Annotated in this window: 14 protein-coding genes and 1 tRNA gene; 9 read left to right on the forward strand and 6 right to left on the reverse strand. The window is 69.9% G+C overall.

What is annotated here, in order from left to right; translation table 11 throughout:
- The first annotated feature begins 29 nt into the window (after window positions 1–29).
- Complete coding sequence (locus EGT67_RS15880; protein ID WP_421958138.1) at window positions 30–1,019, forward strand: esterase/lipase family protein; 990 nt, start codon at window positions 30–32, stop codon at window positions 1,017–1,019.
- Window positions 1,020–1,598: 579 nt separating this feature from the next.
- On the opposite strand, the gene EGT67_RS15885 is transcribed toward EGT67_RS15880, so the two are convergent.
- From EGT67_RS15885 to EGT67_RS15900, 4 genes are all read right to left on the reverse strand, one after another.
- Entirely contained in the window at window positions 1,599–2,003 is a 405-nt protein-coding gene (locus EGT67_RS15885; RefSeq protein ID WP_127917059.1) for a very short patch repair endonuclease, read from the reverse strand.
- Between the two features lie 48 nt (window positions 2,004–2,051).
- Window positions 2,052–3,215, reverse strand: coding sequence for a DNA cytosine methyltransferase (locus EGT67_RS15890; protein WP_127917060.1), 1,164 nt, complete (start codon window positions 3,213–3,215; stop codon window positions 2,052–2,054).
- Window positions 3,216–3,304: 89 nt separating this feature from the next.
- Window positions 3,305–3,823: a hypothetical protein gene (locus tag EGT67_RS15895; protein ID WP_127917061.1), complete on the reverse strand. Its 519-nt coding sequence runs from the start codon at window positions 3,821–3,823 to the stop codon at window positions 3,305–3,307.
- 91 nt (window positions 3,824–3,914) lie between these two features.
- Window positions 3,915–6,395 (reverse strand): ATP-dependent Clp protease ATP-binding subunit, encoded by a 2,481-nt coding sequence (locus EGT67_RS15900; RefSeq protein ID WP_127917062.1) that lies wholly within the window; start codon window positions 6,393–6,395, stop codon window positions 3,915–3,917.
- 164 nt (window positions 6,396–6,559) lie between these two features.
- On the opposite strand from EGT67_RS15900, the gene EGT67_RS15905 reads away from it, so the two are divergent.
- On the forward strand, window positions 6,560–7,660 hold the full coding sequence (locus EGT67_RS15905; protein ID WP_241566060.1) for a hypothetical protein: 1,101 nt from the start codon (window positions 6,560–6,562) through the stop codon (window positions 7,658–7,660).
- A gap of 28 nt (window positions 7,661–7,688) precedes the next feature.
- Window positions 7,689–8,273 carry a putative glycolipid-binding domain-containing protein gene (locus tag EGT67_RS15910; protein ID WP_127917063.1) on the forward strand — a complete coding sequence of 195 codons (585 nt, stop codon included), beginning with the start codon at window positions 7,689–7,691 and terminating at the stop codon, window positions 8,271–8,273.
- Between the two features lie 6 nt (window positions 8,274–8,279).
- Here EGT67_RS15910 and EGT67_RS15915 read toward each other — a convergent pair whose 3' ends face one another.
- Both EGT67_RS15915 and EGT67_RS15920 read right to left on the reverse strand, forming a co-directional pair.
- Complete coding sequence (locus EGT67_RS15915) at window positions 8,280–9,617, reverse strand: amidase (RefSeq protein ID WP_127917064.1); 1,338 nt, start codon at window positions 9,615–9,617, stop codon at window positions 8,280–8,282.
- On the reverse strand, window positions 9,614–10,579 hold the full coding sequence (locus EGT67_RS15920; protein ID WP_127917065.1) for a prephenate dehydrogenase: 966 nt from the start codon (window positions 10,577–10,579) through the stop codon (window positions 9,614–9,616). Before EGT67_RS15920 ends, EGT67_RS15915 begins: the two co-directional genes overlap by 4 nt.
- A gap of 49 nt (window positions 10,580–10,628) precedes the next feature.
- Here EGT67_RS15920 and EGT67_RS15925 point away from each other — a divergent pair, with 49 nt between their 5' ends.
- From EGT67_RS15925 to EGT67_RS15945, 6 genes are all read left to right on the forward strand, one after another.
- A complete protein-coding gene (locus EGT67_RS15925) occupies window positions 10,629–11,168 on the forward strand; it encodes a tRNA adenosine deaminase-associated protein (protein WP_127917066.1) in 540 nt (179 codons plus the stop codon).
- A 16-nt stretch (window positions 11,169–11,184) separates the two neighbouring features.
- Window positions 11,185–11,643, forward strand: a complete 459-nt coding sequence (locus tag EGT67_RS15930) for a nucleoside deaminase (RefSeq protein ID WP_127917067.1) — start codon at window positions 11,185–11,187, stop codon at window positions 11,641–11,643.
- A 149-nt stretch (window positions 11,644–11,792) separates the two neighbouring features.
- Window positions 11,793–11,990, forward strand: a complete 198-nt coding sequence (locus tag EGT67_RS15935) for a CsbD family protein (RefSeq protein WP_127917068.1) — start codon at window positions 11,793–11,795, stop codon at window positions 11,988–11,990.
- 51 nt (window positions 11,991–12,041) lie between these two features.
- Window positions 12,042–12,132 (forward strand) — tRNA-Ser (locus tag EGT67_RS15940).
- A gap of 378 nt (window positions 12,133–12,510) precedes the next feature.
- Window positions 12,511–12,645: a hypothetical protein gene (locus tag EGT67_RS25475; RefSeq protein WP_277750156.1), complete on the forward strand. Its 135-nt coding sequence runs from the start codon at window positions 12,511–12,513 to the stop codon at window positions 12,643–12,645.
- Window positions 12,646–12,925: 280 nt separating this feature from the next.
- Window positions 12,926–13,333: a YciI family protein gene (locus tag EGT67_RS15945; RefSeq protein WP_127917069.1), complete on the forward strand. Its 408-nt coding sequence runs from the start codon at window positions 12,926–12,928 to the stop codon at window positions 13,331–13,333.
- Window positions 13,334–13,338 lie beyond the last annotated feature (5 nt).

The raw sequence follows: 13,338 nt of genomic DNA on the forward strand, positions 1-13,338 counted from the left end.
TAGCCATCAAGGGCTTCGCAACAGCCGCTTTGCTCATCGCCGGCGTGATCGCCGCTCCGGCGACCGCGTCCGCCCAGGAATCATCTCCGGCCGAGCCGGCAAGGAAGGTGAATGATTGGACGTGCAGTCTCACTCCGGAACACCCCCGCCCGGTTGTCCTCGCGCACGGCACGGGAATGAGCTGGACGGACGCCTTTGGCGAACCGGGTAGCGCGACTAACGACGCCGGACTTGCAAAGGAATTGTTGGCAGCCGGCTACTGCGTCTACGCCGAGAATTACGGCGGCACCAGCTATGCCGGTTTGCCCGGGATCACCGGGATCACATGGGGGAACGACAACATCGGCCGCTCGGCCAAGCAAGCGGCGACGTTCGTCGACACCGTCCTCGCCCGCACCAACAGCTCCCAGGTCGACATCGTGGCGCACTCGCAGGGCGGCACGATGGCCCGGCAGTACCTCCGCTTCGAAGGCGGAGCCAATCCGAACAATCCTGCGCTCAACAAGGTGCACACGCTGGTCATGGTCGCGCCCTCCACTCACGGCTCGACCCTCGAGGACTTTGAAGTCGTGGATCAGAATGGTCTTTTGGTAACGCTCGATGTACAGCAGGCGTTCGACACCCGGTATCCCACGTGGTTGGGGGAGACGGTCCGATACGCCGCCGCAGTGGCCGACCCGACGGTCGGCCCGGCCGTGTACCAGCAGTTCGTGGGCTCGAAGTTCCTCGCGACCCTCAACGCCGGCAGCGAGACGCTTCCGGGTGTCCATTACACCGTCATCGCATCCAATCTCTGGAAGGGCAAGCAAAACGATGGGATTATCACGCCGAAGTGGGACCAGTCGTTCCTGAAGGTCGCTGCCGGTGACCCGTTCGTAGAGAACATCACGGTCCAGGACGCGTGCCCTGGCCTCCCTCTCAGTCACACCAGTGGGCTGCTCAACCACCCGGCCCCGCAGTTCCTCGTCAAGAAGGCACTCGATCCGACCCTCGGAGGCACGCCGCCCTGCGCGGGCTGACGCCACTACGGACGCCGCCGCGACTGAGCGCGCGCTCCAACCGATTCGAGACCGCTGGGGTTCAAGGGCACTGCGACACATCCTCGACCGAGAGTGTTGCAGTGCCCTTGCCCGCGTTGCATTCGGTGTCATGTGCGTTCTGGAAGCTGGTCGCCGAGGGCACACCGCCCTCGGCGGCCGGACTCATTGTCGGTGTTTCGGACTCGACGGGGCCGCAGTGGTTCAGTGACGCCGGCGAGCTGCACGTGAGCGGGCCGCGTCGGCGATCCGCCGCGAGACAGCCGCTCAGGAATGGCGCAACACCCCGCATCGCGATGGACACCGGCCTCGAGGTCTACTTCTGCGACCCGCACTCGCGATGACAGCGAGGCTTCAACGAGACACCAACGGCATGATATGCCAAGGTTTTTCGAAAGGCACCGACCTATCGGTGTTCCCTTCCGGATGCTTCGACCACGTCGCCCTCGAACTGAACGCCCTCCTACACGCGCGCCACGGATTCATGCCACCCGCCCGAGTCCTCGACGAGCTCCTGTCACACTCGTCCGCTTTGCAGCGACTGGTTGAATCCGCCCTGCATCAGCCCCCGACCAGCGCCGCCTGCACCCGATCCGCCGCTTCCGTCGGATCTTCGTGCTCCCAGATCCGCACCACGCGCCAGCCGGCCGCCGCGAGCCGGGCGTCGGTGTCCCGGTCGCGAACGACGTTGGCGGCCAACTTGTCCGCCCACCACTGCGCGTTGTTCTTGGGGGACGTCGCGTGCTGCGGGCAGCTGTGCCAGAAGCAGCCGTCGACGTACACCGCGACCTTCTTGCGGGGGAACACCAGATCGGCCCGGCGGCGCAGGCCCCGCAGCGGCGCCCGGTCGACGAAGAACCGCGCCCCGCGGCGGTGCAGTTCGCGGCGCAGCGCCACCTCCGGCGCGGTGTCGCGCCGGCGCTGCGCCCGCATCCGGGCACTGGTCAGGGGATCAGTCGAGGGCATCGACACCATCCTCGCACCGGTGTCGGGCGCCTGCGCCTCGCGGCGGTGTCAGGCCACCGCTTCCGGGTAGCCGCCCATCCGGTCGAGGTGGTTCTCGACGTCGTCGAGGAAGCCGGGCACGAACCGCAGGCTGCCGGTGCGGGCCCGCTTGAGGAACCCGGCGGTGGCGCGGGCGGACAGCAGTTGCGAGTGCTCGAGGAAGCCGCTGAGGTCCTCGTACGGGTGCTGGACCGGCCAGTGCGACTCGTGCACGCGGAACGCCTGCCGGTCGCGGCCCCACGCGGCGCTGGGCCACGCGTCGCCGGGCTTCAGCGGGGTCTCGTGGTCCGTGCTGTAGGCGATGCGGTCGACGAGGCGCCCGCCCACCCACTCGGCCATCCGCACGCTCACGGCGTTGCCGACCAGGCGCCAGCGGTGCCCGTTGCGGATGCCCTTCACCTCGGTGGCCGGGGCCGTCCAGTCGGGGTCGAAGCCCTGCAGGCGTTCGGCGTCGATCAGGCCGGGCGTGACGATCTCACCCGACGGCAGGCGCACCGCCGGCGGCGACGCGATGCCCACCGTCGACCCGCCCTTGAGCGTGGGCACCGCGTTGACGGCCCACCCGAGCCCGCGGACGCCCTCGGTCCAGTAGAAGCCGCACGGGTACTGCGCCGGGTCGCCCTCGTCGGGGACTCCGGCATCCTGCCCGAACAGCACCTCGCGGGGATCGTCGGTGCGCGACGCCAGCATCAGCACGCGCTGCCGTCGCTGCGGCAGCCCGAACGCCCGCGCGTCCACCACCCGGTACGCCCACGTGTAGCCGAGGTCCTCGAGCGCGTCGGTGATGTGCCGCATCGCCGCGCCGCGGCCGAGATTGAGCATGAACGGGACGTTCTCGATCAGCAGCCAGCGCGGCCCCTTCTTGCGCTTGACCAGACGGAACACCTCGTCGACCAGGCCGGAGCGGGCGCCGGTGATGCCCGCCGTCCGCCCGGCCTGCGACAGGTCCTGGCACGGGAAACCCGCGGCCACCAGTTCGGTGTGCTGCGGCAGCGACCGCAGGCGGGTCACGTCACCGTGCAGTTCGACGCCGGCGAACCGGGTGCGCAGCACCTGCTGGGCGCCGGGATCGATCTCGCACAGCAGCTCGGTCTCCCAGCCGTGGCTGCGCAGGCCCAACTCCACCCCGCCGATGCCGGCGAACAGCCCCACCATGTTCCCGGTCGACGTCACGGCACCCTTCCTCACGCACAAATACCATGAGCAGGTTACTCGAGTCCTCGGACGTGGCCGCGTCACACCGCCGCGCGTGCGCCGGCTCTTCAGTTCTGCGCCCCGCCGGCCCGCGCAGGGAACAACAACGCGTCGACGACGGGGTGCAGGTCGGATCCGCGGGCGACCGCCTCCAACAGCGCGTCGAGGCTGTCGGCGACGGCGGTCGTCGCCTCGAACTCGGGCTCGACGCCGTGGACGATCGCGCCGTCGACACCGATCGCCAGGTACGAGTAGTCGCCGCGGACGGAGCACAGGATCGGGCAGTGCCGCCGCCAGAACTCCGCGACGGCGGCCGCGTCGTCGTCGCTCACGGCCGCCTCGCGGCCGAGGGTCTCGAACTCGTTCCACGCGAACGCGGCGTCCGCCGAATCCGTGTAGTCGTCGAGAGCCAGGAACCATACCGCGTCGTCCGGGCTCGACAACCGCGAGAACGACGACGCCCACGTCTGCTGGACGTCCGGGAACGAGGCCAGGACGTCGGGCACCGGGCGCGCACCCCGAGGGGCGGGCTCGTGAACCCAGCCCGCGGAGCGCAACGCGGCGACTGCCCGAGCGAACACGTCCATCGGCGACGACGATACTCGAGTCCGAGTCACACCCGGGGCACGCGAACGCCCCGGCCGAGGCGACCGGGGCGCTCGCGGCGACGGCCGGGGATCAGGTGTCCGACGACGCCTTCTCCGGCTCGGTCGGCAACGAGCCCTCACCCTTGCCGGGATGCACCACGCCGAGTTCGAGACCGCCGTTGGCGGACACCCGCACGATGTCCTCGGGCTCGAGTTCGCCGGACAGCAGCAGCCCGGCGAGCCGGTTGTCGAGCTCCTTCTGCACGGTCCGGCGCAGCGGTCGCGCGCCGAACTCCGGCTGGTAGCCCTTCTCGGCGAGCCAGTCGACGGCCTCCTCGGTGATGTCCAGCTCGACGTTCTGGGCGTGCAACTGGCGGCGGGTGCCGTCGAGGATGAGCTCGATGATCTGCCGCAGCTCGGTCTGGTCGAGCCGGTGGAACACGATCGTCTCGTCGATGCGGTTGAGGAACTCGGGCCGGAAGTGCGCCCGCAGCCGCTCCATCAGCGTCGGCACCAGCTCGTCGATGTCCTCGCTCTTGGCGCCGAGGATCAGGTCGGAGCCGATGTTGCTGGTGAGGATCACGATGGTGTTCTTGAAGTCGACGGTGCGGCCCTGGGCATCGGTGACCCGGCCGTCGTCGAGCAGCTGGAGCAGCACGTTGAACACGTCCGGGTGCGCCTTCTCGACCTCGTCGAACAGCACCACCGAATACGGCTGTCGCCGCACCTTGTCGGTGAGCTGTCCGGCCTCCTCGTAGCCGACATAGCCGGGCGGGGCGCCGACGAGCCGGGACACGGTGTGCTTCTCCTGGAACTCGCTCATGTCGAAGCGGATCATCCGGTCCTCGTCGCCGAACACGGCCTCCGCCAACGCCTTCGCGGTCTCCGTCTTCCCGACGCCGGTCGGTCCCAGGAACATGAACGAGCCGATGGGGCGGTTCGGGTCCGAGAGCCCGGCCCGCGACCGACGCACCGCCTCCGCGACCGCGGTGACCGCCTCGTTCTGGCCGATCACCCGGGCATGCAGGACGTCCTCGAGCTTCATGAGCCGCTCGCGCTCCTCGGACGTCAAGTCCGCCACCGGGATTCCGGTCTGCCGCGACACGACGTGCGCGATGTCGAGCACGGTCACCTCGGGCGTGCCCTCCTCGGCCTCCTCGCCGAGACGCTCCTCGGCCGCGGTGATCTGCCGCTTGAGTTCGTTGGCGCGCTCGTAGTCCTCCTGCCCGACAGCGGAATCCTTCTCCCGCTTGAGCCGGGCGAGCTCCTCCTCCGCGGAGCGGGTGTCGACGTCGGGGGTGCGGGTGCGCAGCCGCACCCGGGCACCGGCCTGGTCGACGAGGTCGATCGCCTTGTCGGGCATGAAGCGGTCGGTGATGTACCGGTCGGACAGTTCGGCTGCGGCGACGAGCGCCTCGTCGGAGTAGTGCACCTGGTGGTGCGCCTCGTAGCTGTCGACGAGGCCGCGCAGGATCTCGATGGTGTCGTCCACCGAGGGCTCCGCCACCAGCACCGGCTGGAAGCGGCGCTCGAGCGCGGCATCCTTCTCGATGTGCTTGCGGTACTCGTCGATCGTGGTCGCCCCGATCGCGTGCAGTTCGCCGCGGGCGAGGGCCGGCTTGAGCAGGTTGCCGGCATCCATCGCGCCCTCGCCACCGGCGCCCGCCCCGACGATGGTGTGCAGTTCGTCGATGAACAGCACGAGTTCGTCGGAATGCGCCTTCACCTCGTCGAGGATCTTCGTCAGCCGCTCCTCGAACTCGCCGCGATACTTGGTGCCCGCCACCAGCGAACCCACGTCGAGTGCGACGACGCGGCGGTCGGTGAGCGTCGACGGGACGTCGCCGTTGACGATGCGCTGCGCGAGACCCTCGACGATCGCGGTCTTGCCGACGCCCGGGTCGCCGATCAGGACCGGGTTGTTCTTGCGGCGGCGGGAGAGGATCTCGATGGTCTGCTCCACCTCCGTGGCGCGGCCGACCACCGGGTCGATGTTGCCCGCGCGGGCCTCGGCGGTGAGGTCGCGTCCGTACTCGTCGAGCGTGGGCGTCGAACTCGGTGGGGCCGACGTCTTCTCGCCCTCGATCGTCGCGCCCAGCAGGGCCTTGCCGGCGGGGCTCTCGGAGTTCGCGGCGATGCCGATCAGGATGTGTTCGGGACCGATGTAGCTGCTGCCGGACTCGCTGGCCTGCTGCTGCGCCGTCCGCAGCGCCAGCTTCGCGGCCGGGCTCAGACTCGGCGATCCGGCCTCGGTCTTCGGGGTGCCGTGCTTGTCCAGGTGTGCGGCCATCTTCGAGGCCAACTCGTCCGGATCCAGGTTGATGCTGCTGAGCACGCCGCGCGTGGGATCGTTCTGCGCCGCGGCGTAGAGCAGGTGCTCGGGGGTGATCTCGCTGTTGCCCCACTCGGTGGCCGCGTCGCGGGCCGTGGCGATCAGCCGACGGGCGCCGTCGTTGAGGAGCCTACCGAGGTCGACCCGCTGGACCGGGGGCTGGGACGACAACCCCGATCCGAAGAACCTCGCGAAAATGTCATCGAAGGGACTGTCCATACGACCCCAACCTTCGGTCATGTCCTAGCCTCCAAATCTCTGTTCTCAGCAATCTGGTTCGGACTCGTCCGCACTGCTCGGCCGGACCTCACTCAACCTTGCGACCGCAGCGTGGGAAAGTAAAGAGTCTTCCGGCCCGCGTCGCCGCGCGTGTCGTCGACGATCACCGAAAGGGTGTGTGCCACATGACGACCGCGCCTGTGTCCGCCGAACGCACGGTCGGATCGCGAAGTTCGAGGCTGTTGCGGGACGCGCACGCCGGTGCCCTCGTCGAGGCCTTCGTCGTGATCGGGATTCTCACGATCCTCGTCACCCGCGCCTACCTGCACGCCACCGGATACCCGCAGATCGGCGGTTCCACCCTGCACATCGCGCATGCGCTGTGGGGCGGGCTGGGGATGGTCGCCGCGCTGGTGGTCGTCTTCTCGTTCCTCGGCGACCTGCCGCGGATCGTGGCGGTGGTCGCCGGCGGCATCGGATTCGGCCTCTTCCTGGACGAGGTCGGCAAGTTCGTGACCCAGACGAACGACTATTTCTTCCAGCCGTCCGTGGCGATCATGTACGTCGTCGTGGTCGCGCTGCTGCTTCTCAACCGTTGGATGAACGACGTCCGGCAGCAGACCACCGCCGAGGCCCTCGTCAACGCCGCGAGCACCGCCGCCGACGGGTTGATCCACGGGCTGACCGCGTCGCGGCGGGCGGAGGCGCACCGGCAGTTGCGCCGCGCCGCCGACGCGGGCGTCGACCCCGCCGCGATCGCGTGCGTCGAGGAACTGCTGTCCCGGTGCGAGCCCCGATCCGCCGGACGGTCCGACGCCCTGCTGGCCCGGCTGCGCCGACCGCTGCCGCGGGCGCTGGACAGCGCCCGCGCCGTGTGGATCGCCGCGATCGCACTGACGCTGTTCTCCACCGCCGGGGTGGTGAACGCCGTGGCCACGCTGTCGGAGGACCTCTCCGGTGGCACCGGCACCGACATCACGACGATCGGGCAGATGTGCGGGTCGATCATCGCGTTCACGCTGTGCTGGGTGGCGATCGCCCGACTGCGGAGCGGCAGCATCTGGCCGGTGCGCCTGCTCCGCGCCGCGGCGCTGGTGACGATCCTGCTCACCGAGGTCTTCAACTTCGTCGCGGAGGAATTCGGTGCGCTGATCAACGTCGCCGTCGGCCTCACCGCCCTGGTGGTGTTCTCGCGGCGCATCACGCTGCTCGAGCGCGGCGAGCAGGCGACGAATCACCCGAACGGCGACCCGCGCGAACCGGTCCCGTCCGCACAGCCCACCTGACGGCCGTTCGTCGCATAACGTAGACACCGTGAGCATTTCGAGCACCGCGCGGTCCTGGCCTGCCGTTCTGACGTGGCGCGCCCACTCGGCGCCGCGCATGGAGTCCGTGCGCGTTCAGGTGAGCGGAAACCGGATCAAGGCGACCGGGCGCATCATCGGCGGCGAGTGCCCGGACCACCCCGCGTTCAGCGCGTCCTACGACCTCGTCACCGACGAGAACGGCGTCACCCGCCGGCTGTCGCTGCGCACCGCGCTCGCCTCGGGGGAGCGGCAGATGTCGATCAGCCGCGACGAGGAGGGCGTGTGGATGGTCGAGACCGGCACCACCCACCTGCGCTCCGCGTTCGCCGGCGCCAAGGACGTCGACGTCGTGCTCAGCCCGTTCTTCAACGCGCTGCCGATCCGCCGGTTCGGTATGCAGCACGAGTCCGAGGACATCCAGGTGCCCGTCGTGTACGTCAACCTGCCCGACCTCGCCGTGCAGGAGGCGTCGCTGACCTACAGCAGCGGCGCCGACGGCATCCACGTGCTCTCGCCGGTGTCGTCGTCGTCCGTCACCGTCGACGAGGACGGCTTCGTGCTCGACTACCCGGGGTTGGCCGAGCGGATCTGAGGCGTCTCAGCTCACGGCCAGCGCGCAGGCGAGCGCGACGGACTCCGCCGGATGTGACCCGTGTCCGCCCGCGGTGCTGGGCAGCCCGATCACCTGGACGCCCACCGGGGCGCCGTCGTCGACGGCGACGGGAACCGAGATCGCCGGGATCCCCAGCGCGTTGAACGGAATGCACATCCGCAGCAACGGGGTTCGGGCCACCGACGGATCCGGCGACAGCGCGTCCGCCCGGGTGACCGCACGCAGGGGAGTGGTGGCGGTGACCAGCGCGTCCAGGCGCAGGTCGCCGCGCAGCCGCGAGAGTGCCTGGCGGCGAAGGCGTTCGACGGTGCGGACGGCGTGCACGTACTCGACGGCGGGGCGGTCCCGCTGCGCGGCCAGCAGCGCGGCCGTGGGCGGCTGGTAGCGCTCGGGTGCGGCCTCGAACCACGGCCGGTGCGTCTCGTACGCCTCCGACCCGGTGATCACCGGATAGGCGGCGAGCAGGGACTCGGTCTCGGGAAGTTCGACGTCGATCACCTCGGCGCCCGCGTCGCCGAGGGCGCGGCAGGCCGCGTCGACGGCGGCCGCGATCGCGGGGTCGGCGACGTCCCAGTTGTCGCCGCGCAGCCGCCCCACCCGCAGGCCCGCGACCGGGGTGCGGACGTGCGCGATGCCGGGGAGCGCGCCCCACGCCAACGACACGTCGACCACCTCGGCGGCGAGCAGTCCGATGTGGTCGAACGTCGTCGACAGCGGGAACACCCCCGACGTCGGCAGCGCGTCGAAGCTCGGCTTCATCCCGACGATGCCGCACAGGGACGCGGGAGTGCGCGTGCTGCAGCCGGTGTCGGTGCCCAGCGCGAGCGGCAGCACGCCCTTGGCGACCAACCCGGCCGACCCCGACGAGGAGCCGCCGGTGACGAGCGTCGGATCGTGCGGGTGCGCGGCCGGGCCGGACGCGTTGACCGCGCCCGTCGGGCCGTACGCGAACTCGTGCAGGTGCGCCTTGGCGACGACGATCGCGCCGGCCTCCCGCAGCTTCCCGACGATCCGGGCGTCGGTGGCGGCGGGCGGGGCGTCCGCGAGCACCGCGCTGCCGCACCGCGTCGGCATCCCGGCGACGTCGATGTTGTCCTTCACCGCCACCGCGACCCCGTGCAGCGGGCCGATCCAGTCGCCGGCGGCGATCGCGGCGTCCGCGCGGGCCGCGGCCTCGAGCGCGGCGGCGTCGTCGCGGGCGGCCACCAGGTTCTCCCACGGCGTCCCGGACAGCGCGTCGAGGGCGTCGAGCGTCGCGCGCACGTGCTCGGTGGCCGTCGTCTCCCGCCTGGCCAGCTGCTGGGCGATGTCGCGCAGGGTCACGGCCGCAGCACCCCGCCGCGGCGTCCGGCGTCGCGCATCCGCTCGAGCCAGTTCTCGGAGCCGGGCTCGATGCCGGTGATGGTCCAGCGCTCCCGGTTCTCGTAGCGGCGGCGGGCCTCGAAACCGGGTTCGACGAGTCCGGCGAGGGTGCCCTCGTCGGACAGTTCGGCGCGGGCCCGGGCCAGCACGTCGAGGGTCTCGTCCAGGGCCGCCAGCAGCGCGTCCCGATTGCCCTCGCATATCGCCCGCACCAGGCCGGGCGCGCTGCCGGCCACGCGGGTGCCGTCGCGGAACGAGCCGGCCGCCAACCCCAGCGCCAGATCGCCGCCCGCCGCCCCGGACAGTGCCAGCGCCTCGGCGAGCACGTGCGGCAGATGCGAGATGCGGGCCGCGGCGGCGTCGTGCTCGACGGACTCGGCCGGCACCACCACCGCGCCGCAGTCCAGCGCCAGCCGGGCCACCTGCGTCCAGATCTCCGGGTCCACGCCGTCGTCGGCGCTGACCACCCAGACGGCGTCGCGGAACAGGTCGGCGTCGCCGGCCTCCCAGCCGGACTCGTTCGTCCCGGCCATCGGGTGCCCGCCGACGAACCGGTCCTGCAGACCGTGTCGGGCGACGGCCGCGGCCACCTCGGCCTTGACGCTGACGACGTCGGTGATCGGGCAGCCGGGGGCGTGCTCGGCGATCGCCGCGAGCGTCGCGTCGACGGCCGGCATCGGCACCGCGACCACCAGCAGGGCGCCCGCGTCGGCGGCGCGGCGCAGCACCGCGACCAGGTCGGTGTCGGCGTCGAATCCGTCGGCGCGGGCGGCGTCCACCGGCCCGGCGGAGCGGTTCCAGCCCCACCCGTCCCGGCCCGCGGCGACGGCCGCGCGAAGCAGGGATCCGCCGATCAGACCCAGGCCGAGAACGCAGACGGGAGGTGCGGAAACGGAGACAGCCACCCGAACAGGTTGGCACATTCGGCGGTGGACTTCTTATGGAGGCACTGCGCGGGCTACCGTTGCGCGCATGGGTGCACAGCGCGCGAACAACAACAGCGCCTCCGCGAGGTCGATGGAGGATCTGGACGGCTTCGGTATGGCCGTCGTCCGCGAGGAGGGCCGTTGGAAATGCACCCCGCTGACCGATGGCGCGCTGACGAGCCTGCGGTCCGCCGAGAAGGAACTGCTCGAGCTGCGTAGCTCCGGCGCCGTGTTCGGCCTGCTGGACGTCGACGAGGAGTTCTTCGTCATCGTGCGGCCCGCACCGACGGGCACCCGCCTGCTGATCTCCGACGCCACCGCGGCCATCGACTACGACATCGCGGCCGACGTCCTCGAGTCGCTCAACATCGAGATCCCCGACATCGACCCCGACGACCTCGACGACATCGAGCCGTGGGAGGAGGGCGACCTGGGTGTCCTCTCGGACCTGGGCCTGCCCGACGCCGTGCTGGGCGTGATCCTCGCGGAGACCGACCTGTATCCGGACGAGCAGCTGGCGATGATCGCGCAGCGCTGCGGATTCGAGGCGGAGCTGTCGACCGCGCTCGACAAGCTCCCGCGCTGACCCCCGGCAGCCGAGCGTGACCCTGCAGGACGACGAGCGGATGGTCCGTGCCGCTCTCGACGCCGCTGCTGCGGCCTCGGAGTTCGACGTGCCCGTCGGCGCCGTCGTGTTCGACGCGGACGGCGTCGAGTTGGCGCGTGCCGCGAACGCCCGCGAGGCCGCCGGCGATCCCACCGCGCACGCCGAGATCCTGGCCCTGCGCGAGGCGGCCCGGGTCCACGGCGACGGCTGGCGCCTCGAGGGCGCGACGCTCGCGGTGACGCTGGAGCCGTGCACGATGTGCGCGGGTGCGCTGGTGCTCGCCCGCGTCAAACGGGTCGTGTTCGGGGCGTGGGAGCCCAAGACCGGCGCGGTCGGTTCGCTGTGGGACGTGGTCCGCGACCGACGCCTCACCCACCGGCCCGAGGTGCGCGCCGGAGTCCTCGAGCACGCGTGCGCGGGGCTGCTCGAGAAATTTTTCGAGGACCAGCGCTGACGCGCTGACCAGTGCGGATGCGTCCGCGATCGCTCGTCGGGTCGGATGGTTCCCGGCGGAGTCTCCCGAATCGTGCTCTGGTGGAGGTAGGTGCTCGTGTGGCACCGGGACCGCCCCGGCGGTTCGAGGCAGATTCACGGAGGTGACTCGTGGGAATCGGAGACAAGGCCAAGAACAAGGCGGAGGACCTCGGCGGCAAGGCCAAGGAGGCCACCGGCAAGGCGACCGGCGATGACGAACTGAAGAACGAGGGCAAGGGCGACCAGGTCAAATCCGCCGCCAAGGACGTGGGCGAGAAGGTCAAGGACGCCGCCTCGACAACGAAGGACAAACTCACCGGAAAGTAGCTCTGACCAGCCGATTTCAGGCTGAGCGCCGACTCCGGTACAGTTCTCGGCGGTGGCGTGTCCGAGCGGCCGAAGGTGCAGCACTCGAAATGCTGTGTACGGTAACCCCGTACCGAGGGTTCAAATCCCTCCGCCACCGCCAAAGCCTCCCATCTGCTTGCAGGTGGGAGGCTTTTTTGTGCCCAAGCGCTGAACAAGAGTCCGCGGCACGCTTGAGGGCACCGACCGTGCCGGGAATTCCGTTCGACGCTTCCGGGTGGTCCTGTGGCCTCGACTTCGCGATGCACGAATTCACTCCGAGTCGAATATTGCAAGATGCGCATTTGAACGTTGATTTTGTTGAACTTGCAAATATCGGGCCTCATTTTCCATAGCGATTTCGGCATGTGTTGCAGATCACGCCATCGGGTATTGAGGTAGGCATTGAAACGCTTTTATGGTGCTGTCGGAAGAAATGCGGATGCGCATTTTTCCGTGACCCGCGTGGCGTTGCGCCACTTCTCGACGAGAAGGACATCTCATGGATTTCGATCAGATCATCGCCCTGCTCACGGCTCTGGGCGACTTCGGCGACCTGCTTTCCGGTGTGGGCGACGCGCTCAACGGCATCGTTGCATTCGGCGGTTCGGTCTCGAAGGTGGCGGGTCTGTCGTAGCGGGTCGACGACTCTGTCGCGCGTGGCGGGTACCTGGACGGTGCCCGCCGCGCGCATTTATGCGCACATTTCGCTGACGCCTGCCCCGTTCGACTCGATGAATCCGGATTCTCGCGGATCGACCGGGGTCGGTTCGTTCGGCTGATCGCATGATGGCTGGATGCCACTTCCGGCGTCCCGGCCGGCTTCGGGCCGGCCGGCGATGTCGAGAATCCTCGACGGGCTCCGTCCCTGCAGTGAATGCGACCAGAATGGGTCGCACCACACCGAGGAGAACACGATGGCCAAGTACTTGCTGTTGAAGCACTACCGCGGCGCCCCGGCTGCGGTCAACGACGTACCGATGGACCAGTGGACGCCGGAGGAGATCTCGGCCCATATCCAGTACATGCAGGACTTCGCGGACCGACTCGAGGGGACGGGGGAGTTCGTCGACGGTCAGGCGCTCGCCCCAGAGGGGATGTGGGTCCGGTACGACGGCGAGGGTCGCCCGCCGGTGACCGACGGTCCGTTCGCCGAGACGAAGGACCTCATCGCCGGCTGGATGGTGATCGACGTGGACAGCCGCGACCGCGCCCTCGAACTGGCCGGTGAGCTGTCCGCCGCGCCGGGGGCGGGCGGGAAGCCGATCCACGAGTGGCTCGAGGTGCGCCCGTTCCTGGCGCCGCCGCCCACGATCGTGGAGTGAGCGCC

The sequence above is a fragment of the Prescottella agglutinans genome, assembly GCF_004011865.1.
Lineage (GTDB): Bacteria > Actinomycetota > Actinomycetes > Mycobacteriales > Mycobacteriaceae > Prescottella > Prescottella agglutinans.